At 42.0% G+C, this 25,167-nt stretch carries 24 protein-coding genes; 9 read left to right on the plus strand and 15 right to left on the minus strand.

The genetic code is table 11. The features are described from left to right. Positions 1-55: 55 nt before the first annotated feature. Positions 56-1,099, plus strand: a complete 1,044-nt coding sequence (galE, locus tag AC1RNB_RS03580; protein WP_493080774.1) for a UDP-glucose 4-epimerase GalE — start codon at positions 56-58, stop codon at positions 1,097-1,099. Here the strand turns inward: galE and AC1RNB_RS03585 are convergent, their stop codons facing one another. The 3 genes from AC1RNB_RS03585 to prfA all read right to left on the minus strand — a co-directional run bounded on the left by AC1RNB_RS03585 (position 1,100) and on the right by prfA (position 3,748). After that, the gene (locus AC1RNB_RS03585; RefSeq protein WP_493080776.1) at positions 1,100-1,807 is read right to left on the minus strand and encodes a hypothetical protein; all 708 of its coding nucleotides are present in this window, start codon (positions 1,805-1,807) and stop codon (positions 1,100-1,102) included. Positions 1,808-1,948: 141 nt separating this feature from the next. Continuing rightward, positions 1,949-2,647: a hypothetical protein gene (locus AC1RNB_RS03590; RefSeq protein ID WP_493080777.1), complete on the minus strand. Its 699-nt coding sequence runs from the start codon at positions 2,645-2,647 to the stop codon at positions 1,949-1,951. Positions 2,648-2,686: 39 nt separating this feature from the next. Continuing rightward, the gene (gene prfA / locus AC1RNB_RS03595) at positions 2,687-3,748 is read right to left on the minus strand and encodes a peptide chain release factor 1 (RefSeq protein ID WP_493080779.1); all 1,062 of its coding nucleotides are present in this window, start codon (positions 3,746-3,748) and stop codon (positions 2,687-2,689) included. A gap of 95 nt (positions 3,749-3,843) precedes the next feature. On the opposite strand from prfA, the gene AC1RNB_RS03600 reads away from it, so the two are divergent. The 6 genes from AC1RNB_RS03600 to AC1RNB_RS03625 all read left to right on the plus strand — a co-directional run bounded on the left by AC1RNB_RS03600 (position 3,844) and on the right by AC1RNB_RS03625 (position 11,732). After that, entirely contained in the window at positions 3,844-5,406 is a 1,563-nt protein-coding gene (locus AC1RNB_RS03600) for an N-acyl-D-amino-acid deacylase family protein (RefSeq protein WP_493080780.1), read from the plus strand. Between the two features lie 3 nt (positions 5,407-5,409). Next, entirely contained in the window at positions 5,410-6,501 is a 1,092-nt protein-coding gene (locus AC1RNB_RS03605) for a serine hydrolase domain-containing protein (protein ID WP_493080781.1), read from the plus strand. 6 nt (positions 6,502-6,507) lie between these two features. Beyond that, complete coding sequence (locus AC1RNB_RS03610; RefSeq protein ID WP_493080782.1) at positions 6,508-7,674, plus strand: dipeptidase; 1,167 nt, start codon at positions 6,508-6,510, stop codon at positions 7,672-7,674. Positions 7,675-7,855: 181 nt separating this feature from the next. Further along, positions 7,856-8,683 (plus strand): BRO-N domain-containing protein, encoded by an 828-nt coding sequence (locus tag AC1RNB_RS03615; RefSeq protein ID WP_493080784.1) that lies wholly within the window; start codon positions 7,856-7,858, stop codon positions 8,681-8,683. A 232-nt stretch (positions 8,684-8,915) separates the two neighbouring features. After that, positions 8,916-11,099 carry a penicillin acylase family protein gene (locus AC1RNB_RS03620; protein WP_493080785.1) on the plus strand — a complete coding sequence of 728 codons (2,184 nt, stop codon included), beginning with the start codon at positions 8,916-8,918 and terminating at the stop codon, positions 11,097-11,099. A gap of 54 nt (positions 11,100-11,153) precedes the next feature. Beyond that, a complete protein-coding gene (locus AC1RNB_RS03625) occupies positions 11,154-11,732 on the plus strand; it encodes a hypothetical protein (protein ID WP_493080787.1) in 579 nt (192 codons plus the stop codon). A gap of 73 nt (positions 11,733-11,805) precedes the next feature. Here AC1RNB_RS03625 and AC1RNB_RS03630 read toward each other — a convergent pair whose 3' ends face one another. The 9 genes from AC1RNB_RS03630 to AC1RNB_RS03670 form a co-directional block, all read right to left on the minus strand. Next, complete coding sequence (locus AC1RNB_RS03630) at positions 11,806-12,015, minus strand: heavy-metal-associated domain-containing protein (RefSeq protein WP_493080789.1); 210 nt, start codon at positions 12,013-12,015, stop codon at positions 11,806-11,808. Positions 12,016-12,212: 197 nt separating this feature from the next. Beyond that, complete coding sequence (locus AC1RNB_RS03635) at positions 12,213-13,784, minus strand: serine hydrolase domain-containing protein (RefSeq protein WP_493080791.1); 1,572 nt, start codon at positions 13,782-13,784, stop codon at positions 12,213-12,215. 162 nt (positions 13,785-13,946) lie between these two features. Further along, complete coding sequence (locus AC1RNB_RS03640; RefSeq protein WP_493080792.1) at positions 13,947-14,570, minus strand: hypothetical protein; 624 nt, start codon at positions 14,568-14,570, stop codon at positions 13,947-13,949. A 522-nt stretch (positions 14,571-15,092) separates the two neighbouring features. Beyond that, positions 15,093-15,647, minus strand: a complete 555-nt coding sequence (locus tag AC1RNB_RS03645) for an ATP-binding domain-containing protein (protein ID WP_493080793.1) — start codon at positions 15,645-15,647, stop codon at positions 15,093-15,095. A gap of 356 nt (positions 15,648-16,003) precedes the next feature. Further along, positions 16,004-16,540 carry a VOC family protein gene (locus AC1RNB_RS03650; protein WP_493080795.1) on the minus strand — a complete coding sequence of 179 codons (537 nt, stop codon included), beginning with the start codon at positions 16,538-16,540 and terminating at the stop codon, positions 16,004-16,006. 56 nt (positions 16,541-16,596) lie between these two features. Next, the gene (locus AC1RNB_RS03655) at positions 16,597-17,322 is read right to left on the minus strand and encodes a helix-turn-helix transcriptional regulator (protein ID WP_493080796.1); all 726 of its coding nucleotides are present in this window, start codon (positions 17,320-17,322) and stop codon (positions 16,597-16,599) included. A 256-nt stretch (positions 17,323-17,578) separates the two neighbouring features. Further along, a complete protein-coding gene (locus AC1RNB_RS03660; protein WP_493080797.1) occupies positions 17,579-19,015 on the minus strand; it encodes a hypothetical protein in 1,437 nt (478 codons plus the stop codon). Between the two features lie 247 nt (positions 19,016-19,262). Beyond that, complete coding sequence (locus tag AC1RNB_RS03665; RefSeq protein ID WP_493080798.1) at positions 19,263-19,586, minus strand: nuclear transport factor 2 family protein; 324 nt, start codon at positions 19,584-19,586, stop codon at positions 19,263-19,265. Positions 19,587-19,606: 20 nt separating this feature from the next. Continuing rightward, positions 19,607-20,470 carry an SDR family oxidoreductase gene (locus tag AC1RNB_RS03670; protein WP_493080800.1) on the minus strand — a complete coding sequence of 288 codons (864 nt, stop codon included), beginning with the start codon at positions 20,468-20,470 and terminating at the stop codon, positions 19,607-19,609. A 55-nt stretch (positions 20,471-20,525) separates the two neighbouring features. On the opposite strand from AC1RNB_RS03670, the gene AC1RNB_RS03675 reads away from it, so the two are divergent. Continuing rightward, positions 20,526-20,897, plus strand: coding sequence for a winged helix-turn-helix transcriptional regulator (locus AC1RNB_RS03675; RefSeq protein ID WP_493080802.1), 372 nt, complete (start codon positions 20,526-20,528; stop codon positions 20,895-20,897). 250 nt (positions 20,898-21,147) lie between these two features. Here the strand turns inward: AC1RNB_RS03675 and AC1RNB_RS03680 are convergent, their stop codons facing one another. The 3 genes from AC1RNB_RS03680 to AC1RNB_RS03690 all read right to left on the minus strand — a co-directional run bounded on the left by AC1RNB_RS03680 (position 21,148) and on the right by AC1RNB_RS03690 (position 23,505). Next, positions 21,148-22,131, minus strand: coding sequence for a GNAT family N-acetyltransferase (locus AC1RNB_RS03680; RefSeq protein ID WP_493080804.1), 984 nt, complete (start codon positions 22,129-22,131; stop codon positions 21,148-21,150). Beyond that, positions 22,106-22,864, minus strand: a complete 759-nt coding sequence (locus AC1RNB_RS03685) for a M23 family metallopeptidase (RefSeq protein WP_493080806.1) — start codon at positions 22,862-22,864, stop codon at positions 22,106-22,108. The genes AC1RNB_RS03680 and AC1RNB_RS03685 overlap by 26 nt, the downstream gene beginning before the upstream one ends. Positions 22,865-23,058: 194 nt before the next feature. Then, the gene (locus AC1RNB_RS03690; RefSeq protein ID WP_493080807.1) at positions 23,059-23,505 is read right to left on the minus strand and encodes a hypothetical protein; all 447 of its coding nucleotides are present in this window, start codon (positions 23,503-23,505) and stop codon (positions 23,059-23,061) included. A 1,340-nt stretch (positions 23,506-24,845) separates the two neighbouring features. Here AC1RNB_RS03690 and AC1RNB_RS03695 point away from each other — a divergent pair. After that, a complete protein-coding gene (locus tag AC1RNB_RS03695; RefSeq protein ID WP_493080808.1) occupies positions 24,846-25,019 on the plus strand; it encodes a hypothetical protein in 174 nt (57 codons plus the stop codon). The last annotated feature ends 148 nt before the right edge of the window (positions 25,020-25,167 follow it).

Raw genomic sequence — 25,167 nt, forward strand, 5'->3', positions numbered from 1 at the left:
CTGGATTGACGGTTTATTCTGGATATCAAATTATCTTGCGGGCTAACTCATGCCTATGTCTAAGATCCTTGTTACCGGCGGATGCGGTTTTATCGGCTCTCATACCATTGTAGATCTGCTGGAAAACGGATTTACCGTTGTTTCCATTGATGACAATTCCCGTTCCTTAGCGTATGCCATGAACGGGATTGAGCAGATTACGGGCAAGAAAGTGAAGAATTACAAGGTAGATCTTAAGAATTTTGATGAAACACGTGCCGTATTCCAGGAAAACCCGGATATCTCAGGCCTGATTCATTTTGCAGCCTATAAAGCAGTAGGAGAATCAGTTACTGAACCCATTTTATATTACGAGAACAATATCTTCGGACTGATTAACCTGCTGAAATGTGTACAGGAATTTCAGGTACCGCATGTTGTATTCTCCTCTTCCTGCACCGTGTATGGAAATCCTGACAGTGTTCCGGTTACCGAGTCCTCGGCCATTAAAAAAGCAGAATCGCCGTATGGTGCCACCAAACAGATGGGAGAACAGATTCTGCAGGATTTTACACATTCCCAGACCGGTTTATCTACTATTCTGTTACGTTATTTCAATCCGGTGGGAGCTCACCCTTCTGCATTGATCGGCGAAATTCCGCTCGGTAAACCGCAGAACCTGGTACCGGTCATTACACAAACTGCTATTGGGAAACTTCCCAAAATGACTGTATACGGCAATGATTATGATACCCGCGACGGCAGTTGCGTAAGAGATTATATTCATGTTTGCGATATCGCGCATGCGCATACGCTGGCCATTCAATACCTCGAAAACAAAAAGAACAAAACCCGTTGCGATATCTTTAACCTGGGTACCGGCGATGGTGTTACCGTGCTGGAAGCCATTCAGATGTTTGAAAAAGTCAGCGGCGTAAAACTCAACTACGAAATTGGCCCCAGGCGTGCGGGTGATGTGATCAATATTTACGCCAACAATAACCTCGCTGTTGCCGAACTGGGCTGGCAGATCCGCTACAACCTGGAAGATATGATGCGGACCGCCTGGGTATGGGAGCAGAAAATCCACGAAGCCGAACAGAAAGTAAAAAGCAACTGATTACGCTTTATCAAACAGCCCGTTGTAATAGCGGAACAGCTTCTCCAGATCAGCCTGTTTTTTGATCTTAAGGTTCTCTTTTTTGATATAGTCTGATACTTCCCGGGTTTTATCACCCAGTAATAAAAGTATATCTTCTGCTTTGCTGAGCCGTTGCATTTTACCTGCTGCCACTCCATAAAAACTAATGAGCCTGTCTATCCGGATAGAAGTAGTGGCACTATTATATTCTTTGTATTCCACTTCAGCAAATTTGGTATCCATCAATAAGCCGGCTTTGCCGGTTACAAGTACCTGGTAATAATTATCTGCTGTCAGTTTATCAATGGGCGGGAATCCTTTTTCAAAAACTGTATTGTTATTTTTACCTGGATCGCCGATGAACTCAATACTTTTTACCGGACTGGTCACTTCCATCTCCTCCCCATTGGCATCCATAAAAAACAAGCGGTTCTGCTGCAGGTTGAGTTTGAATTTGTTTCCCATCAGTGGTTTGCCGTTACCAGCCAGGTACAGAATGGCCGTCGTATACCCGGGTTTAAAAAGGTGGGCTGTTTCTCCGGCCGCGGCCTTCTTCATCAGAACGGGATTGCCATTACCATCAGACAAAGTGGTCATGGAGTATTGTAACTGGCCAAACAATAACTGGCCAAACATCAGAAAGGCAATCACTGCCAATAATTTCGGAGATGAAAAAAGTAGCTTCATAAACCGGGTAGAATTTTCTTAAAGATAGGTTGCCGGAATACCTGCATGTACAACAGGGGGCCACTTCATCCACCAGCCATGATTTTATTTTACCGAGGCATGAAAACAAGTCACCGGACCCGATAGCAAAATAACAGACTACTACTGCAGCGCATTATAAAACTGAACAACTTTTACCAGGTCGGTTTCTTTTCTGCATTTAAGATCATTGGTCGTGAGAAAAGCCTGCACCGTTTTTCGCTGATCAGAGAGTAGAGAAAGTACAGCCGTTTCTTCCTTGGCCAAACGTATCATTCCTTTAGCCGGTTGATAAGCGTAAACCATTTCTTTCTGCTCAAATACACGGGTGGTCTGGTTACTGCCATAATATTTCACATCGCGGTAATTGACCCCTATCCGTTTCAATAATGTTACACGACCAGAGTCAAGCACCAGGTAAAAGCTATTCACCGTTTGTCCATCTACCGGCGGAAACCCACTGCGGAATACCTGATTTTTAGCAGGATCTGCACAGTTCACAAAAATAATCTTTTCAATAGGTGTAATAGATGCCATTTCTTTTCCGTCGCCGGCATCATATATCACCAGGTTTTCCTGCAGGTTCAGTTTTGCTTTAATACCCTGGTAATATTTTCCATTACGTACTTTGAGATTAGCGGTACAATACTCCTGGGAAAAAAAAGGGGATCCTTCTATTAAGTATTCTGAACGCAACATCATGGGCCGACCATTCACATCATTCAGAAAGCTGTTATCTTCTTTCATGAACTGTAAGGTTTGCCCCTGACTGAACAACAAAAAAGGGAACAGCATGACCAGAATACATACAAAGATTTTCATGCAGCGATATTTTGTATGCTTAAAGTTACCGGGTTACGCTTATTGATTCACCATTTTGGCCGCATTTTCGGCCATCTGCAGTGATTCAATAAACTCATCGATATCGCCATTGATCACCGCATCCAGGTTATAGGAAGTAAGACCGATCCGGTGATCGGTAACCCTGCCCTGTGGCCAGTTATACGTGCGGATTTTGGCACTGCGGTCGCCGGTGCTAACCAATGTTTTACGCTGGCGCGAAATTTCTTCTTCCTGTTTACGCACCTGCTCTTCATAGAGTTTGGTACGTAACATGGTCATCGCTTTTTCGCGGTTGCCTAACTGCGAGCGCTCGGTCTGGCAAACCACCACCACGCCCGTAGGAATATGTGTCAAAAATACCTTGGTCTCTACTTTGTTTACATTCTGTCCACCCGCCCCCCCGCTTCGGGCGGTTTCCATTTTCACGTCACTTTCTTTCAGTTCAAAATCCACTTCTTCCGCTTCGGGCATTACCGCTACGGTGGCAGCAGATGTGTGTACCCGCCCCTGCGTTTCTGTATCAGGCACCCTTTGTACGCGGTGTACCCCGGATTCAAATTTCAATGTGCCGTATACATCTTCCCCGGTTACTTCCAGGATCACTTCCTTGTATCCGCCCACCGTTCCTTCGCTTTCGCTCACAATGGCCGTTTTCCAGCCTTTGCGGGAGCAGTAGCGTAGGTACATACCCAGCAGATCGCCGGCAAACAGGCTGGCTTCATCGCCACCGGTACCGGCACGGATCTCGAGAATGGCGTTTTTATCGTCCTGCGGATCTTTGGGTATCAGTAATTTGGTCAGTTCTTTTTCAAGGGCTTCTTTTTTTTCTTCCAGTTCGGGCAGCTCCATTTTGGCCAGTTCGCGCATTTCTTCATCAGAACCATTCTGGGCTTCTTTGGCATATTCATAGTCGGCCAGCACCTTTTTATACGCTTCGTAAGGCTGTACTATCTTCTCCAGAGAGCGGTATTCCTTGCTATAGGCACCAAATTCCTTCTGGTTATTGATAATTTCCGGGTTGGTAAGGGCTACCCCTACCTGTTCAAACCTCGCTTTTATCGCATCAAGCTTATTCAGCATATCCTTCTTTTAAAGTTGGCAAAATTACAGTTTTAGCGGGGAAGCGCACAGACTATTCAGAGATTACTTAATTTCATGATCCTCAATAACTGATTATGCGTATTCTTTTCCTTTTCGGCCTGTTTCTGGCTACCCAAAGTTTTGGCCAGCAGGCTGACCTCCTGATCCGGAACGGTAAAATCCTCGACGGTACCGGCAACAGCTGGTTTTACGGCGACATAGCTGTTCAAAAAGGGAAAATTATTGCCGTAGGCAAACTCGGCAAATGGACGGCCACCAAAACCATTGATGCTACCGGTTTGATAGTGGCTCCGGGGTTTATTGATGTTCACACCCATATTGAGGGGGAAGAAAAAAGACAACCTACCGCAGATAATTTTATTTACGACGGGGTAACCACCGTGGTTACCGGTAACTGCGGCGGATCCAACGTACATATCGGCCGGTATTTTTCGATGCTCGATAGTTTGAAACTATCTATCAATGTAGCCAGCCTCATTGGCCATAACGATGTTCGTAAAGCTGCCATGGGCTCTGCTAACCGCGATCCCAACGAAGCCGAAATGCAGCGTATGGAAGCCATTGTGGAACAGGCCATGAAAGACGGAGCCGTAGGACTCTCTACCGGCCTCATTTATATACCCGGCACTTATTCCAAAACAGAAGAAGTGGTACGCCTGGCCAAAGCAGCATCCAGATACAATGGCGTATATGCCAGCCATATGCGCGATGAGGGCGATAGTGTAACCCAGGCCATTGAAGAAGCCATCCATATCGGACGCGAAGCAAAGATGCCGGTGGAGATCTCGCATTTTAAACTGAGCGGACAGCAGAACTGGGGCAGAAGTAAAGAAACCATTCCCATGATCATCAAAGCCAGAGAAGAGGGATTGGATGTAACGATTGATCAGTATCCATATACAGCCAGCAGCACTTCACTGAGCACGTTGTTGCCCGACTGGGTATTGTCTGACGGACAGGATTCCATCAAAGCCCGTTTGGCAAGACCCGAAGTGAGAAAAGAAGTGGCAGAACACATGCTGCGGAAACTGAAAAAAAGAAAGCTGAAACATTTCAGTTATCCGGTAGTGGCTTCTTTCAGGGCTGATAGCACCTTTAATGGCAAAAGCATCGAGGAAGTGAACCTGCTCAAAGGCAGAAAACACAAAGCCAGAGAAGAAGCCGAAACCATTATAGAAATGATGGAGCTGGGAGGGGCGGGTATGGTATTTCATGGCATGGGCGATAAAGACGTAAAAGCCATTATGCAATACCCTTTTAACATGTTTGCGAGTGATGCCAGCATACGCGTATATGCTGCCGGCAATCCCCACCCGCGGGGATATGGCACCAACGCGAGGGTACTTGGTAAATATGTACGCGAAGAAAAAGTGATTTCGCTGGAAGAAGCGGTAAGACGGATGACGTCTTTACCCGCCCAGAAATTTCAACTGCCCAACAGGGGTTTGCTGCGCGAAGGCTTTGCTGCGGATATTGTACTGTTTGATGAGCAGAAAGTACAGGACCTTTCCACCTACGATAAACCGCACCAATACAGTACCGGTTTTCAGTATGTACTGGTAAACGGCGAACTTACCGTAGAAGCAGGCAAACACAATGGTACCCGTGCAGGAACTACTTTACGTTTGAAAAACTGATAGATGAGAAAATACTTTTTACTCGCTTTTTGTTTGACGGCTGTTTACGGCCATGCGCAAAAAGACCGTTACCAGATCATCGATTCCATTGTTAGCAGTGCCGCCGGTAATCACCCGCTGAGTGCCGTGGTAATGATTGCGGAAAAAGGAAAAGTGACCTACGAAAAAGCAGTTGGTTACCGCGAATTTGCCGGACAATTACCCCTGCAAACAACCGATGTGTTTGAACTGGCTTCTGTTAGCAAACAGTTTACTGCCATGGTGATCATGATGCTGAAAGAGAAAGGTTTGTTGCAGTATGATGACCTCGTAGAGAAATACCTCAGCATCCCTTACAAGGGAATTACGATCCGCAACCTGCTTACCCATACCAGTGGTTTACCTGATTACCAGGAGATCATGGATGCCCACTGGGATAAAAGTAAAGTGGCCGGCAATCCGGACATACTTGCCTATCTGAACCAATACGCACCGCCCAAACTATTTGAACCCGGCGAGAAATATGCGTACAGCAATACCGGTTATGTATTACTGGCCAGCATTGCAGAAAAAGTGAGTGGGAGAGATTTTATAGAATTTTGTAACAAAGAGATCTTCCGCAAACTGGGCATGAAACACACGGGCATCCGCACCCTGGCAGAAAAAGCAGCGGTAAAAAATTTCGCAATCGGACATATGTATGTGAAGGAGAGAGATGAATTTGTAAGAGCCGATTCTTTTCCTTCTTCCGACTATACTATCTGGCTGGGTAACCGCAAGGGACCGGGCCGTATCAGTTCTACCGTGCAGGACCTGCTGAAATGGGACCAGGCACTCTATACAGAGAAACTGGTATCACAAGTTACCCTGGCCGAAGCATTCAAACCGATGGTGTTGAATAACGGCAAGCTCTCAAATTATGGTTTTGGATGGATCCCGGTAACGGACGATCCTTCCGGCCGCATTGTATGGCACAATGGCGATAACCCGGGGTATAAAACAGAGATCATGCGTTTCATCGACCAGCAGAAAACACTGATCATACTTTGTAATAATGCTTCTGACCAGTTTGAGAATATTATAAAACAGATCCGTATCCAACTCACCCGTCAATAAACTACCATGTTGAAAAAACTATTGTTCCTATTATTACCCTTATCGTTGCAGGCCCAGCAGTACCAGAAGATTCACAACAAAGCCATTGTTGTTGATTCGCACAATGATATCCTTACTGCCTGTATGGAGAAAAAAGTAAGCATGGATGCCGATCTCAAAGGCAGAACCCACTCAGACCTGAACCGCTTTAAACAGGGTGGTGTAGATGTACAGATCTTTTCTGTATGGTGCGATGGTAGTAAAGAAAATCCTTTTGCCTGGGCCAACCGTGAGATGGATACCCTGGATGCCGTGATCAGCCGCAATCCTGATAAAATTGCACTCGTCAGAAATTCGAAAGAATTAAAACAGGCCATCAAAGACAAAAAACTGGCCGCCATGTTTGGCGTAGAGGGCGGGCATATGATCGAAGGCAAGCTGGAGAATCTCGATAAACTGTTTGCCCGCGGCACCCGTTACTTAACGCTTACCTGGAACAACTCGCCCGGCTGGGCCACATCGGCCATGCTGGAAGTGAGTAAAAAAGACAGTCTGGCCAATGCACAGAAAGGCCTGACCGATTTTGGCAAACAGGTGATTAAAAGAATGAATGAACTGGGTATGATGGTAGACCTCTCACATGTGGGCGAGCAGACATTCTGGGATGCCATCCAAACCACTACCAAACCGGTAATGGTATCGCATAGCAATGCCTATGCGCTTTGCCCCAGTTTCCGCAACCTGAAAGATGAACAGATCATTGCCGTAGGAAAAAATGGCGGTGTGATAGACCTGAATTTTTATTCCGGTTTTGTAGACAGCAGTTCCAAACGTAAAGAAGCCCTTTTTGTAGTGGCCCATGCAGCCGAACTGGATTCTTTGGTGAAAGCAGGCATACAAAAAGAATATGCCATTACCATGCTCGCAGACAAATATGCCGCAGAAGCACAGGCAGCCCGGGCACCCTTGAGCCTCTTACTGGATCACCTGGATTATATTGTGAAACTGGCGGGTGTAGATCATGTAGGACTGGGATCAGATTTCGACGGCATCAACTCTGCACCGCAGCAACTGGATGATGTGACCACGTATCCTGTTATCACGAAAGCCTTACTGGAAAGAGGGTACAGCAAAAAAGATATTGCCAAAATAATGGGGGGTAATATTCTGCGGGTACTTAAAGCAAATGAATAAAAGCATTTATATCAGCTTAGATTTTAACTACTTTTTTTGCTAAGCACAAAATTACAAGACACGATGTTTGAGAATCCCAAAAGGGTTCTCTAATGTAAGCGTTAATCTCTTTTCGATTTACTATCGATAAAACAGGTCTTTCTGAGACACATATGTGACAAATGATAAATTTGAAAATCAAATGAGTAATATTCAGATTTTTGAGAGTAAGAAAATCCGTAGCCAATGGAATGCTGAGGAAGAAAAATGGTATTTTTCTATAGTGGATATTATTGAAGTTTTAACTGACAGTCCTAATCCTCAGGTTTACTGGAGGGTATTGAAAAAAAGGCTTAAAGATGAGGGAAATGAAACCGTTACAAATTGTAACGGTTTGAAAATGGAAGCTGCAGATGGCAAACTCAGACTAACTGACGTGGCTGATACTGAGCAACTGTTTCGACTGATTCAATCAATCCCATCTCCTAAAGCAGAGCCTTTTAAACAATGGCTGGCTAGAGTAGGCTATGAAAGGATTGAAGAAGGAGAGGATCCTGAGAAAAGTATAGACCGGGCGATGGAAAACTACCTTACACTCGGTTATAGTAAGGATTGGATCAATCAAAGGCTGAAGAGTATTGAAGTTAGAAAAGAATTAACTGATGAATGGGAAAATCGTGGCGTTAAAAAAGGGCAGGAATTTGCAACGCTTACTGACATAATCACGCAGGCATGGAGCGGTAAAACAGTGAAGCAATACAAACAATTTAAAGGTTTGAAAAAAGAAAATCTTCGAGACAATATGACCAATCTCGAATTGGTGCTGAATATGCTTGCAGAAGCCACCACATCTGAAATCAGCAAAGAAAAAAAGCCCGCCAGCTTCACAGAAAACAAAACCATTGCAAAGCAAGGTGGAACAATTGCAGGTAATACACGAAAAGCTATTGAAGCTAAGACAGGGAAGAAAGTAGTGAGTAATAGTAATGCTAAAAAAGCGCTAACAAATAGATCTTTAAAAAAATACTAACCTGAAATTCATTTATGGAATTTCATCATCACCCACAGATTGAAAAGAAAAGCTATAGGCCTCCCCACTAGAAAAGGATAATAAAATAAAATCCTAAAGAAAAACTGCGCCTTTGCGCCTCTGCGGGAAAATTACACGCAAAGCCACAAAGGCGCAGTTTTTGTGGCAAATCGCTTACATTTATTCTATCTTTTAGTGCTGATGTATTTACCTATCCCCAACTTACCATAAGATGAGAAAACTGTTCATTACACTTATACTGCTTCCGCTACAATTACTGGCACAACCTTTTTCTACAACCGAGATCAGTAAATGGCAGCAACAGGCCAGTAAAGTAACCATCATCCGCGACAACTGGGGCATCCCGCATATTTACGGAAAAACGGATGCGGATGCTGTTTTCGGTTTGTTATACGCGCAATGCGAAGATGATTTCAAACGCGTAGAGATGAACTATATCGAAAAACTGGGGCGTTTGGCAGAAGTGAACGGCGAAAAAGACCTCTACAATGATCTGCAGATCCGGATGATCATTGACTCGGCTGATGCCGTGAAAGATTACCGGAACAGTCCTCTATGGTTACAAAAACTGTTGAATGCTTACGCAGACGGCATCAATTATTATCTCTACAAACATCCTTCTGTAAAACCCGCTTTACTCACCCGTTTCCAGCCCTGGTATCCGATGTTATGGACCGACGGCAGTATCGGCGCAATTGATGTGGCAGATGTGTCTGTGAATGAGTTAAAGAATTTTTATTCCAATGAGCCTGCGGTAACAGCAGCAGTGCTGCCGCAGGAAGTGGATCCTTTACCCGGTGGTTCCAACGGTTTTGCGATTGCACCTGCTAAAACAGTTTCGGGCAATTCCATTCTGTACATCAATCCACATGTCACTTTTTATTTCCGTCCCGAAGTAGCCGTGCAGAGCGAAGAAGGCTTACATGCGTATGGTGCGGTAACCTGGGGTCAGTTTTTTGTGTACCAGGGCTTTAATGAACACCTTGGCTGGATGCATACTTCCAGTTACAGTGATGTAGCTGATTCATACATCGAGAAAGTGCGTAAGCAAAACAATGAATGGGTGTATGAATATGATGGCCAGGCCAGGCCGGTAGGTAAAAAAGAGATCACGATCCGTTACCTCGCCAACGGCAGCCTGCTTACAAAAACATTTACCACCTATTACACCCATCACGGCCCGGTAATGGCGAAAAGAAACGGACAGTGGATCAGTGTAAAAGCCAATAACCGTTCTGTAAAAGGTATCGTGCAATCATGGGAGCGAACCAAAGCCAGGAATTACGATGAGTTCAAAAAAAGCATGGAACTGCTGGCCAATACATCCAATAACACCGTGTACGCCGATGACAAAGGCAATATTGCTTACTGGCACGGCAATTTTATGCCCAAACGCGATCCAAAATACAACTGGTCCGTGCCGGTAGATGGCAGTACTTCCGCTACCGAATGGAAGGGTTTACATACACTGAACGAATTGATACAGGTAAAAAATCCTGCTACAGGATGGATCCAGAATTGTAATTCTACTCCTTTCACCGTGTCGGGCAGCAGCAGTCCTAAAAAAGAAGACTTCCCCACTTACATGGCACCTATGGGAGAAAACTTCAGGGGTGTAAATGCCACCAGGATCCTGGATGCTACGAATGGCTATACCATCGATAAAACAATTGCATCCGGTTATGATACCCACCTGGCCGCATTTGATGTGCTGGTACCTGCATTGGTGAAAGCCTATGAAAGCAACCAGGAGAATCCAGCTTATAAAGAGCTGGCAGCCGCTATTGTTTTGCTGAAAGCCTGGAACAGAAACTCAGCCGAAAATTCCGTGGCCACTACCCTTGCCATTGAATGGGCACAAAGGATCTGGCCCAGCATTCAACGATCTAAAGGACCGGAAGATAAAGCGGATCAGGTAGAGAAAACCCACCGTTTTGCAGCAAGTGCCAATGCCGAAGCATGGTTACAACCCTTAGCAGCCACCCTGAAAGAGCTGACCACAAAGTTTGGCAGCTGGCAAAAACCATGGGGTGAGATTAACCGCTACCAACGCATCACCTCCGATATTACAGACAAACATGATGATGCACAACCCAGTATTCCCTGCGGTTTTGCCGCATCTGTGTGGGGCGCGTTGCCCTCATTTGTGAGCAGAACCTATCCCGGCACAAAACTGCGGTATGGCTACAATGGCAATAGTTTTATCTGCGCGGTAGAGTTCGGTAAAAAAATCAAAGCCAAATCCTTATTGGCCGGGGGTAATAGTGGAGACATCGGTTCAACCCATTTTAATGACCAGGCAGAGATGTACACCAAGGGGCAATTCAAAGAAGTATTGTTCTACAAAGAAGATGTATTGAAACATGCAGAAAAAACCTATCATCCCGGAGAATAACAGCATACACCATGCACTGAAACCCCATTTCCCGATAGAAGCTTATATTTAAAGATGAAAAGAACCTATTTATTGTCTGCCGTTTTGTTTATGGCACTGCTGCCAGGCATTTTCAATACCATTGCAGCACAAGCCAAATCAGGACTGAACCCTGCCCATGGTGCGCCCGGCCACCGTTGTGATATTGCCGTGGGAGCTCCACTGAATGCTGCACCTGCACCAGCCAAAGCACCGGTACAGAATCTTCGTCCCGGACAAATATTTCCTGGCATGCTGGCCAATCCGGCCAAGTCGGCTACAACTAACAAACCAGTAGTCAATACAGCTCCTGCTGCTCCGGTACAACAGGCAGCAGCCCCTCAACCTATCAAAACAGCTTTGGCAGCACCGCCCGCTACCAAAGTAACAGCCGGCCTGAATCCAGCACACGGTCAACCCAACCATCGTTGCGATATTGCCGTGGGGGCCCCGCTCAATTCTCCGGCCGGAAAACCAGCGGTTGCACCAGTACAACCCGCTACACCTTTACCAGGCGGTCCGGTGAAAAATGCGGCGGGAGTAAAGATCAATCCACCGCACGGACAACCGGGACATGATTGTTCTGTAGAAGTAGGTAAGCCGCTGAAACAGTAATGCTTTTTTACAACCGATATCGGTTAGCTATACCCGTTTACTGCCTCTCTGTTAAGCCAGTGCCGTTATCCGATCACTTTTCTGATAATTGATATTTGGGATAACCGGCAAGAGCCTGCTGTAAGGCTTCTGTGGTAACGGGTTGTTCCATTTCTATACTCACTGTTGCTGTGGTACGATCTATCTGAACGTCTTTGATCTGCGGATTGGCTTTTAAAGCATTCTTTACTTTTTTTTCACAACCGGCACAGGTAATGCCGGTTACATGGTATTGATGTGTCATTTTTGAGTATTTAACACAAAACTACCCTGCTTCATAGCCTTAGGTATTATACAATAGAGGATAAGATTTATATACTATTCTGCTGGCACTTATCAGTTGTGTGCGAACAGATGGTTGATGCATCTATATCAAAAATGCCACTGATTACCAGCCCTGAAGCAGCCTGGTAATCAGTGGCAGCATGTGTTATACCTTACCTATTTTTCTATCGCCCTGATATGATACTCCTGGATAAGTGCAGGATTCTCAGGGGTAAGCGTAAAACTCACCCACACATTCGCTTTCTCTCCTTCCATGATAAAATACCCGCGTAGCTGATTTTCGGGAACCAGTTCTTTTACGGTATGGATCTTGCCGGCTTTTTCAAAAATGGCTCTTGCTTCCTTCTTCAGTGAATCAATTATGTAATCTGCAAAAAAGTTCTCCGCAAAAATGCCAGAGCTAACGGCGTTGGTAAAATCAGGTAATAATTTTACCAGCTCATCGCGCCGTTGCGTAAGGATGGCAGAAGGAGGCAGTTGACGTGGCTGTAGTTTGGCTAAGCGGATCAGGGTATCTAGTACAGCAAAATTAGGAGGTGTGGTGGGTGCATAGGTAACATTGGCAAACAGGATCACTCCCAAACCATACTCGGGCAGAAAACGCCAGTTGCTGCCAAAACCCGGTAAGCCGCCACTATGCGCTACATATTCGCGGCCTTCGCAATCACGGCTCCAGTTTACGCCATATCCGTAAGCAGAAGTAATGGCACAGGCCCTGCCACTGGGATATTTGTAATTGGGATTGAGCCCGATAAAGCGCCAGGGCTGGTGCATCTCGCGCAGGGAACTTCTTTTCACCGGACCGGTTTCCGCATCGTTCCTTACCGGCCAGGCCGATTGATGCAGGGCCACATATTTACTGAAAGATTCAATAGACGTGATCATGCCACCCATAGCGCCATAAATACCATCGTGCAGCAAAGCTTCCTCGCGCCAGTTACCATTGATCCAGCGATAGCCATGTGCCAGCTCGCCGGCAGGCACTTTACTGTACTCCCATTGCGCCTGCGTCATACCCAATGGTTGCCAGATATTTTTTGCGATATAATCGCTGTAAGGAATACCCGTTACTTTTTTAATGATATACCCCTGCATGGCAAAACCCATATTACTGTATTCATACGCAATACCTGGCGCATTGGAAAAAGAAATGCCTTTTTTAATCATGGCAATCAGCTCTGCATCGGTATCGGCCAGCTGCCTGTCGCCCCAGGGATTGTCTTCGGGGAACCCGGCTGAGTGGGTCATGATATGGCGGATGGTGATCTCTGGTGCATCTTTGGTCATTTTCTGCCCTTTCATTTCGGGGATATAGAGATAAACGGGGTCATCTAATTTCAGTTTGCCTTCATCGCGCAGTTTCAGGATGGCCAGCGAAGTAAAACTCTTACTCATAGAAGCAATCCGGAACATAGATTTGGTAGTAGCCGGAATTTTATGCTCTATATCTGCATACCCGCCACTTCCAGAAAATACCAGTTTACCATCGAGCATGATGCCAAAAGCATACCCGGGAAAATGATTTTTTTCTGCATAGTCTTTATACATTTTTTCAACCAGTGGGAAATAGGTCGAAATTTTCTCCAGTCTGGCCGCATCTGTAAATACCGGCGGGCGGTAAGCTGCATTAGGGTTACTGGCAACAATTTTGTCCTGAGCCAGCACAACAAAAGATAACAAGGTCAGGATCAGTGAAGACAATGGTCCGAGGAAACGATAAGGGTGCATAGATTTTACTTTATCATACTTGAGGGGTAAATTAATAAAAATAATTAACAAACTCTCTGGTCTTAATTTACGGGAGTATGATACTTAAGGATAATCCCAACTGTCAGATTAGGTATTGATTATTACACGTAAACCCTATTGTTGGCTGTAGTGCATTTTCGCTTAATACCCATAAGTTCTGCTTTTATTTAGAAAGTCATTTCTTTTAGTCTTTCTATATAATGCTGTTGTCTCGGTAATTAGTTTGTATAAAATTGGATTACTTGTCAATGTTGGAGAATGTGCATATACAGTTCGTTCTATACCATCATTTGTTAATTTAAAATTCATCCATGTCCCGTCTAAAACAGCATGGTTTTTATTTTCAAGTATTTCAGTCGGCGCGTTCAATACTTCTTGGATCAGATTAAAATAGTCTTCATTTTTAGCATTTAAAACAATTAAACTATCCGTGTCATAAACAGTGTAGCTCAAATGAATAGAGTCAAGTTTTGCTAAATAGGTTTTAACGGTATCATTGTCTGCTATAGGGTTTTTTATTGATTGTAAGATTCGTCTGTATCTAACTGTATTTGTGTCTGCCTCAAGTTCAGCTTTTTTTATATGGCTTTTTATTTTTAAAATAAGTTTTGTACTGTCATTGTGAAGCAAAATGTTAATAAAATATTCTCCACCCGCAACCGATGTTGTAGCACGCAAAAGAATGCTATAATTATTTTTGCTCTGTCCTGAGATTGTTGCTTTGAAAGAAACGAGAGCCATAAAAAGAAAAAGTATTCGTGTCATTTAGATGGTCATTTTTCATTACAGCTAATGTCCAGGGCTTGGCGAAAGTTGGGAAATATATTCTGTCGCTTGCTTGGCCACTACAGACTCGATTAGCTAAAGCCAAATTTTCCTTCTCCGCAAGGTCTCCTTTATAAAATGTTCTCCGCAAACGTCTCTCGTAGAGGACTTTGCGGATTAGAAGTAGTTGAAAACCCGTTTAAAATAGTTCTTGTTTAAAGTGAGAAGTAAGCACTCCGTAGGCCGTAGGGTCCTCTGCGAGAGACCCTACGGAGAAGGGAAAGACTGTCGCCAATAGGGTTGCACATAACGTTTTGGGGGGTTGCGATGGCGGGATTATTAGCACTAAACTTCATTCGGAGAACTGAACTTCCTCCTTGCACAAAAGTGTCTGCGAAGAACGGCCCCCCCGCTATCGCAAACCCCTTGTTATGTGCTGCCCTTTTTTTCAGTTGAAGCACGTCAGCTTGAAGTTTGCACTATGGGGTTATAGAAGTGTCCGTTCTAATTAATGGTTTGTTGTCAGCTTGCAAAATGTTTTGTTTTTTCTCTAATAAACCTTGACACCTTTGGGTCAAGTATAATATCCCTTTGCCGAATTAGTGTTTTCAATGTAATTCCTTCAAGTGATGTGCAACGACTTAATGCAACATAAGTTTGTCCGTGGGTGAATGCACCACTGCCCAAATCAATTACAACATTGTCAAAGGTCTGTCCTTGGCTTTTATGAATTGTAATTGCCCACGCAAGTTTAACTGGGAATTGAGTGAATGAGCCTGTCACAATTGCTTCAATTTTTTTCTCCTCTTTGTTGTATTGGTATTCTATAACTTCCCAAGTGGCTTTTTCTATCGTGTAGTTTGTCCCATCAACTTCAACAGTCACTTCTGCTTCTGTCAATTCGCTAATAAGTCCAAGTGTTCCATTTACCCATCTTTTTTGACTGTCATTTTTTAGCATCATAATTTGAGCACCTTCCTTCAAGAACAATTTTGGCTCTGTCGGGTAGGAAGCCTTGTCAAATTTGCCCGTAATTGTCGCTGGATAGAAAAACTCCTTTGAGTTCAAACTGTTCATACGTTCCTGATTAACATCTTCTGCTATTTTGTTTGTAGTAGAAAGTGTGAGGCAAACGTTTGTTGTGTCAAAAGCGTGGTTTGGATTAAACCTGACGTTCAATAGTGATAGTTCTTTTGCTGTTACCCTATTCTCACGAATGCAATTCAAAATATTTTCCTTCTCCGCAAGGTCTCCTTTATAAAATGTTCTCCGCAAACGTCTCTCGTAGAGGACTTTGCGGATTAGAAGTAGTTGAAAACCCGTTTAAAATAGTTCTTGTTTAAAGTGAGAAGTAAGCACTCCGTAGGCCGCAGGGTCCTCTGCGAGAGACCCTACGGAGAAGGGAAAGTCACACACTATTCGGGGATTTGCGTTTACTTTTCCTGATAATTTTTATGCATCAAAAAGGCTTCGTCCAATGTTTTCTGGATATAGGAAATGCCATTCATAGCTTCGCTGGTTGTGGCTCTTTTACTTACTTCTTCTGGGCTTGTGAAATCAACTTCTTCAATACGCTCGTTTATCCAAAAAATATTCCCAAAAGGGTCTATTATTCTACACACTTTTTCGCCAAACCACAAAGAAGTAATTTCAGTTACAGACACTGCACCAAGTTTTAATGCAGCCTGGTAAACTTTTTCTACATCCTTTACATATACATTGAGAAAAGTAGAGGTATTTCCCCAGCTCTCTCTACTATCGAATAACATCACTTTTGCATTACCAATGTTTACTACGGAATGTATGATTATACCCTTTTCGTTTACAATTCTGCTGTTTGGAACTTCTTCTGCATCAAAAGCAGCCTTTAGAAAATTTATCATCTCTTCTGTTGATGAAGTGATAATCCAAGGTGTTACCTGTGTATAACCTTCCGGAGCAATTCGTTTTTCATTAAAATTTAATGACATAATCGTTTTTTTAAAATTATGTCGTAAAATTATTGCCGGGTATTGACAGCCCTATGTCAGGGGTTTGAAAAATTTTCCTTTCGATATTGTTCTAAATATTCTTCCAAACTCATTTTATGCGGTCTAAAATGTTCCTCACAAATTTTAAGGCTTAAAATTCTATCAAAACGAAACATCCTGAAATCTCTTCTTAGCCTACACCAGGCAATTAAATACCAGTGTTCTCCTACTTTATTGATCAAGGCAAAAGGTTCAACCAATCGGATTTTGCTATCAATGTCGTTTTGTGATTTATAGTGAATGTTTAACACATTCAGATTTGTAATTGATAGTTGTATAGTAGATAGATATTGGGACTCATAAAGATTGGCCTGGGGGGCTTTCCAAAACGCAATACGTTCTATCAACGTTTCTGCTTTGTCTCTTGTATCGTATCTTATTACAGACCTTATTTTTGTAATAGCTTCAGAATAATTTTTTGCAAACGAAGCATCTGTGTTGGATGAAATAAACTTTTCAGCAGTAATCAATGCGTAGGCTTCTGTTTCGCTAAACATTACTGGTGGAATTCTGTAACCTTCCATTAATGTATACCCTTTCCCCTCTTCTGTAATGATTGGAACGCCTGCTTGTTCTAATGCTTTGATATCTCTGTAAATGGTGCGAATACTAACCCCAAATTTGTCTGCTAACTTTGTCGCTGTCAAAATCCGTTTCGTCTGTAGGTGTGTTAAGATTTCCGTCAGCCGGGAAAGCCGTTTTTTATCATTGTTATCATCCATTTTTCTCTAACTTTTTATAGGTTTACAGTATCTCCCATTACAATGACCGCTGACGGCGTTCGAGGCTTGCCGCAGGGCTGGAATAGTTGCTGTGTCCGCCCGGTAACTGAAGCTGATTGAAAAACGAAGTTGAAGTTAACAACTAAAAGCCAAATAGAATTCGGTCAAGCCCGATATTGGCTGATAGTAGTACAACTGCTGATTGTTATTCTGTCCGCCAGCCTTGCGGCAAACCTTTTGTTGTATGCCGTAAAAGTCAAAGTTGCTTTTTGCACCAATCCAAAATGAAAGGATAAAGGTCAACTACTTTTAAATCTTTATGCTCTTGTCTAATTTTCAATAAAGCTTGGTCAAACTCCTTGAATTTTATGAATTTTCTTATGTCAGCCATTCGTGTCTCTCTTTCATTAATAACCAAGTCTGCCGTTCCTTTGTCATAGTTGTCTGCTATGTATAAACAAAATATAGCCCAAGTCATATACTCATTAAATACAGCAATAGAATTTCCGTAAAAATCGCTGCTGTTACCTTTCTCTGTCCAGATATTTCTGTCGGAAAAAATACTGTCTATTTGTTTCCGGTATTTGTTTGTTGAAGGGTTCACATAATTATGGTCAATCTCCGTAAAGACAATTCCCGACATTAATGCTTCTCTTTGTTTTTCTGTTAATTTTTTGTCGTCATCAACTCTGTCAGTATTGCAAATAAACATTACAATTTGGTCAAACCCTCCTTCGTCAGTACTGGTATGATACCTTTGTGTACTGTGTGAGCCACCAATTAGTGGGGAGAAAACAATTTTATATGAGTTGAATTTTTCTTTAGGAAAATTAAATTCCAACCAATCCCACATTTGTTTGATTGGCAATAGTTCACTTTGCCTTTTTATTTGGCCATCGTAAAAACTCAAATTGTTTTTATAAAACTGCTTAAAATTTGATTTTTTTGCAAAATCTTCTATCAATGGTTTTAATTTACCAAATAAGCTGCTGTCAGCAAATTCATCTCCATAAACATAATAGTAAGGCCCGTTAAATAAAAGTTTAACATTCTTGTCGGTTAGTTTTGAACTTTGGAAATTATAGGCAAAACTATTCTCTCGGAAGTCGTAATATTTGTTGTAATAAAGGCTATCTGTAAAGTCCAATTGTTTAAAAATTTGATGACTTAAATATGGCTTAAAATAAGATAGAACTCTTTTATAGTATTCGCCCTGAGCATTCAAGTCTTTTGCTCTTTGTCCACTTGGTGAAAGTATCCAAACTATGTTAGCCAATTCGTAAACAGCAGGGATTTCAAATATTACTTTTTGGTTGTTTTGCTTGATGAAATTTTTGTCAAAAAAATTGGTGACCCCATTGAAATGAAAGCGAAGTGTTGTTTTTCCTTTTGGAGATTCAAAATTTACATAGTAATTATGTTGAAAGGGGAATTTGTTATTGTAGTTTAATCTTAGTGAGTCGTTATTAAAATAAATAGTGGCATAAGCATTGAGGTTTGCATCAAATCCAGGACTTATTTGATTGGTTCTACTTACTTTGAATGTGTCAAGTCCGGGATATTTCCAATACTTAATAATAAATGTATCATTTTGACAGAATATTGTTTTTGGGTATTTTTCTTCAACAGTTTGTCCAACTACAGAAACAGTCAGCAAGCTAAAAGCTAAAAATAGAGTTTTATATTTTGTCATTCTTTTGAATTAGTGGAGTGTCTGAATTTATGGCATACAACGAATAGGGCTTGGCGTTGTTGGGGGATTTGAAAAACGTCCGCTCGTGACTGAAGCCCAATTAAAAAACTGAAGTTGAAGATAACAACTAAAAGCCAAATTGAAAAACGTCAAGCTGGAACAAAAGCTTCATAGAATTACAAAAACTGATGATTATTTCGTCTGCCCCAATAACGCCAAACCCCCTGTTAGCTGCTGCCCTTTTTTGTCAACCTGTAACTTTTAGGTAATCGATAAGATTATTCTTCAAAGTGAAATGAAACTGCAAAACTGCAGGGCTTCCAGGAAAGGTGCCTGATACCTCTGCAGATAAGACGCTTGTAGTGCCATCTTCGATATATTTTAGAGGTTTCATCACGGATTGGTATTTTTCGTTTGTTTCTTCTAACAAACCTTGAATCTCTACTCTTCCAGTGTACGGCTTGCCTTCTTCGAGCATTATCCCGTTTACTGAAAAGCAATTTGCAGATGCTTCGCTGTCAAAATTGTTTTGAGCATTTACAAAATCAGATACTACTTTTGGTAAATTCATTGTTTTATTTTTTAAGATTATTAAATTGTTGGTACTGTACCGCCATCGATTACAAAATTTGTTCCTGTTAAATAGTTGGCTCTTTGTGAAACCAAAAAACCAACTAATTCCGCAACTTCTTCTGGTTCTGCAGGCCTGCCAAAAGGTATTCCACCCAAAGCATTCATAACACTTTGTTGAGCTTCTTCAATAGAAATATTTGAACTCTGTGCAATGGTCTCCAACCATCCTTTTACATTTTCTGTGCTTATCCAACCTGGCGAAACAGTTAGCACACGAACTCCTTTTGGCGTCACTTCATTTGATAAACTTTTACTGTAATTTATCAATGCCGCTTTTGAAGCTGCATAAGGCAATGTAGAATCGTATAATGGTAGTTTGCCTTGAATAGAAGCAATGTGAATGATAACACCATTTTTTCGTTCAATCATTTGTGGTAAAAATCCTCTGTCCAGTCTTACAGGTGCAAGCAGATTAGCTTGTAAGGTCGATTCCCAATCTTTATCAGTTAATGCAGCAAAACCACCAGCAGGTGTTATTGAAGAACCAAGGTTGTTTACTAAAATGTCCAGCTTACCATAAGTGGAAAGCACTTCGCTGACTACTTTTTGTGCATCTTCTGCCTTGCTTAAATCGGAAGAAATGAAATGCAAATTGCTGTTTTCTTTTTCAGGTGCGTTTCGTGCTGTAATTATGACTGTTGCACCGGCTTGCAAAAGTCTTTCTGCAATTGCCCTTCCAGCACCTTTTGTGCCTCCTGTTACCAAGGCAATCTTACCTGATAACTCGTTGTTGAAATTAAATTGTTCCATTTTTATAAATATTTTAAGGGCAAAATTGGTGCATACAAATGGTTGGCACAAGTACGGAATATCGAATTGCATAGGGTTAAATTTTTCCCCTATTGTGCAATTTGGAACATTGAACTAAATTTGCTTTATGAAAGACAGAAAAATTCCGTTGAACCTAAATTGCGGTCTTGATTTAATTGGCGAGGTGCTTTATGGAAAATGGAAAATCCGTTTGTTATGGTTCATTAATGAAGGTCATAAACGCCCAAGTGAACTGCAACGAAAAATTCCAGATGCTTCAAGGCGAGTTTTAAACATTCAGTTAAAAGAATTGGAAGAACACGAATTAATTTCAAAAATCATTTATCCTGTTGTTCCTCCAAAAGTTGAATACAGTCTTACAGAATTTGGCAAAACACTTATTCCGGTAATTTCTGCGTTGGGAAATTGGGGAAATGAAAATGAAAACCGTTTGCGGAATGTCATTATGCAAACGTCCGAAAGTTTATCAGTTAAATGAACTTGTCGTTTGTTTGTTGTCAGCAGGGTGTTTCGGTAGGGTAGCAGCTAACGTTCGAGTATTTGCGAAGGCAGGGAATTCATTGATTGTCCAGCCCGGTACAAATGCCCAATTGAAAATATGTTGTTGAAGTTATGAACTAAAGCTGAAAATTGAACGTCGAGCCAGAACCGCTGCTGATGCTTGCACATAGCTGATGTTACATTGTCCAGCCCTGCTTTTGCAAATACTTTTGTTAGCGGCAGTACTTCTATTTGTCAGTGAATTTTTTATATAGAAAATTGAATTCACCAACTTTGTAAAATCCGAGTTTGTGTAAGAACTTAAGCATTTGAAAATTGTCAGACATAGTACTTAATTCAATGTCAGACTTTTTTTCTTGCATAATATGGCTAAAAAATAAATTGCCAAGTCCATTACCCCTTGCTTCTTCGTCAATTACGATTAAGTCCCACGTCACTAATGGCTTTGTCAACCAAGTGTTGAAATATTTGGGTGTCGTGTGCATAGAAACACCAACGACCTTTTTCTTTTTTACTTCTTCCAATATTAAAGCAGTAACAGTTTCACTAGAAGACTGCTTTAGAAAATATTGCTCAAATATTCTTGTTGTGTTTTCTATAGGAAAGTCGTGATTGTAATAGAGTTCATTCTTTTTATGTTGCCCGAGTATTTGTAGGGCAGCATTTTTATCTCCGCCCTTGTATGGTCTAATTTTATACTTGTGCTTTACCACAGCCTTTGGAATTCCCAAACTATTTATGTCGTAATAGATTTTACAACTTGAAGCATAATAATGATAATGCTCGTTGAGCAAATAGCCAACATTTGTGTGGTCCTCTGCATCTATTTTGCATCTTATGCTGTCAACATTATTCTCTTTGCAAAATGATTCTATGTGGTTATTTATTAAAGCAAATGCTTCTTTGGCTGAAGAGGAATAGTTGTAAAAGCTACCCAAATGATATATATTTTTTCCATAATTGCTCGATGTCGCAATCTCTTTGTCAAGACCGAATATTGCAATAAGATTTTCATCGCTTCTAACTTGCCAAATATCAGGGTTGCTCTTTATTCTCTTGTCAAGTTTATCAACAAGGAAGTCAATAAATACTTCATCGTCAATCTGTAGATTTCCGATATAAAACTTTTCAAAAGGATAGTCTTTAAAAAAGGCTATTTTTTGTTCCTTTGTTAGGTCTTCGATTTTAAGTGGTAGAATTTGCATCTTCATATTTTTTTATTACGGTTGACCAATTTGCTAAATCTGTTGAATGCTTTAAATAAAACTGCTTAAACTCACTAAAAGATTGAATATCTTTTGTAAGATTTTGGCTTGAGTTAAGTCCAATTGCCTTTGCAGGGTCAATAATTAGAACTTTGTTTTCTGACTGCTTACGGAATTCAATTTGTAAATGCAGATGTGGGAAAATGTTTTTAGAGTTTCCACTGTCACCAGAAATGCCAATTACATTATGCTTTAAAACTTGTCGGTTTGTAGATTTAATAAATCCAATACTTCTTAATGTCTTTTGTATTAAACTGAAGCTTAATAATGCCTTGTCAAGATGTAGATAAAGACTGTACATTTTGTATCCATCCTTTGTTACTATTTGTGGATGAGAGAGCATTAAATATGTTCCATTTTGGGTTCCAAAACCAGAATATTCAAAAACACCATCTGCAATTGGATGCACCTCTGCTCCAATTTCTTTGTCAATGTCAATGCCGATATGAAAGTAGTTAGGTTTGAAATTTATGGGATGAAACCGATATCCAAAATATCCAAAGTATGGGTTAATGTTGTTTTGTTCTGTCGGAAATGGTAAATGCAAGTCTTTTGAAAGTCTCAAATGCTCGTAAAAATCAAACCAGAAGGTTTCAAGTTTGCTGTCTGGAATATAGTGTTCAACTTGACTGTTAGGTCTTTTGATTATTTTGTCTGATATAGTAAAGTCTTGAATCATTGTAGGGTTTCTGTATTGCCGCTAACGGCCGAGGCTTTACGCAGGGTGGGGAAGGATAGTTCCTGTTGCTGGCTTGGCCACTAAAAACTCGATTAGTTAAAGCCAAATTACTGAAGTTGATTTGAAACTCCAAAGCTGAAGGGCCATTGCTGAAAGCCCAACTTGCGTAAAGCCTTTTGTTGTAGGCATGGCTATCAGTCACTCCAACTATCAGATACGCCACTTATTTTCAATCTGCGTTTCGCTAAACTGTCCAGCCACTTACTAGTCAACCTGTCCATGATAAAGCCTAAGGGTCGTTTCCCTTGAGCGCCTTCTGCTCTTAGATGACTTTTAGAGGAGTCAGCAATCAAACGTTGATTGTCAAGCGTTGTTAAACTGTCAATGATCTTATAGTCTTGTTCTGTAAGAATTGGTTCTGTAAACCCGCTGTGATCATCACCAATAATTTCTCGAATAGCATTTGAATTGTTGTAGCTTTTCTTAAGAAGTTGCCTAAAATATGTCAACTTGAATTGGTTAAGATAAACCTCCTTGTACTGTGTGTTTAGCGCGCTTGCCCTATGAGTATTTTCACAAGACGTTGTTATCGTTAAAATGGTCAGTAGGAATGAATAAAAAATGGCTCTTGTTGTCGTCATATGTTTTTAGATGTTGCGGAAATTGAGCCGGTCGCCTTGCTTGCCTACAACACTTAAATATACGCCACACCTCCCTCAAGATCAAAATCTATCGGGCTATATTTGAGTGTTTTAGGATGATACATTTTTTATTGTTGTTACGTCAATACAGATCTATTTTTAACATTGCCGGTAAGAAATAATGCTGTTATACATAGTGTATTGTTTGCATTGACCTTATGGCTACCAGGCAATCTGCCTGCGTTTCAATAGCTCATCCAAGGGGCTGACAATATAGGTCTTGCATTCTCCAGAACAAATTGCTCTCTCCGCAAAACCTGTTCCTACTAAAACTGTAAAGCAAAGCCACCTGAGCCCCAGACATACCTGTCTCAGTTCAGTAATTACTGACTGTACCAATTTTTATTCGGCAAAGGGGGGGGGAGGGGGGTATTGTGAATATAGAATTTCTTCTGCATTATGCGAAAAAATGGCGCAATTAATTGGGGATGTTATCAGATACAATAAGAGCCTGTTTAAAAATGCAAGATCATCGTTTTAAGCTACGAGCTGTGAGCTGTGAGCCGCCAGCCTGGCAGGTGCTTATCCAGATAAATAGTACACCTATTATGAAATTTCAATAGGCCGATGGTATTTGAAAACTTTCATTTTAAACGGGCGCTAAATACACAGCACAGGAGCATTCATCAGCAAAGAATCGCCTGGTAACCTATCTCGCCATACAGGGCAGAACACTGCCAACCCAATGTACGGATAAGCTAAATCCGCAACATTACAACAGCCTTGCAGAAAACTTAGCCAACAAGAAACACTACTGTATGTGTCATACATCCCCCCTTCCCGCTATTTCCGAACAATGCAGCTGGCAGATCCCCGCCCGCGGCAGAAAACGCACTCAGTTTGTACAGCTGCTTACCCCTCACCTTTTCAAGTGCAAAAGCTTGTTGATTGGTTGTATCCTACGCATCGGCAGCAGCAGCATATACGGGGCATTCCTTCTCAGAATAGTCTCCCGAAGCGGGCTGTTCGTTTAACACAACAGCTTCCCCCTTACCAAAGAGTCCCGAAGCGCAAGACTCTCCGGGGAAGGAACATCTAAAACACTGGTAGTCAATACTCATTTATCTCTCAGTTGCCATCGGCATCCCCTCCTGTTTCTTCCTAATTTCAACAGCTTCATAACTCTTTGATAACCCGCCTATAACCCGTAGATAACCCGCAGATAACCCGCCTCTTTAAAAGAGCGGGTCATAGGGGGTGTTTTCACGGTATTTTAGGGGTTTATAGGACAAGCATGGTGGAATAGGATACGGAATGAGTTGCTTCAACATTCTCCTGTCTTGCCCATATCAAAAGACCTTACAACAGCCCCCGCTACTACCACCACATTGCCACTGGAAGAAAAACAAAACCTGGTACTGGCCGCCGGCATACAAATGGGCAAACCGGGACCAGGCGATACCATACAGGAAACCCAATACTGCGGTACAGGAAAAATACTGACGGTGGGGTAGTGAGTAGTGAGTGGTGAATGGGCAATGGTGAATAGGCAGCAGCAACGACTCACCACTCACTACTCACCACTCACCACTGCCGACTCACGACTGATGCATTTCTTTACCTATGCCCAACGGCTACCCTGCACGGTGATCAGGAATTGGG

Source organism: Sediminibacterium sp. GW821-FHT12F12, from assembly GCF_058806635.1.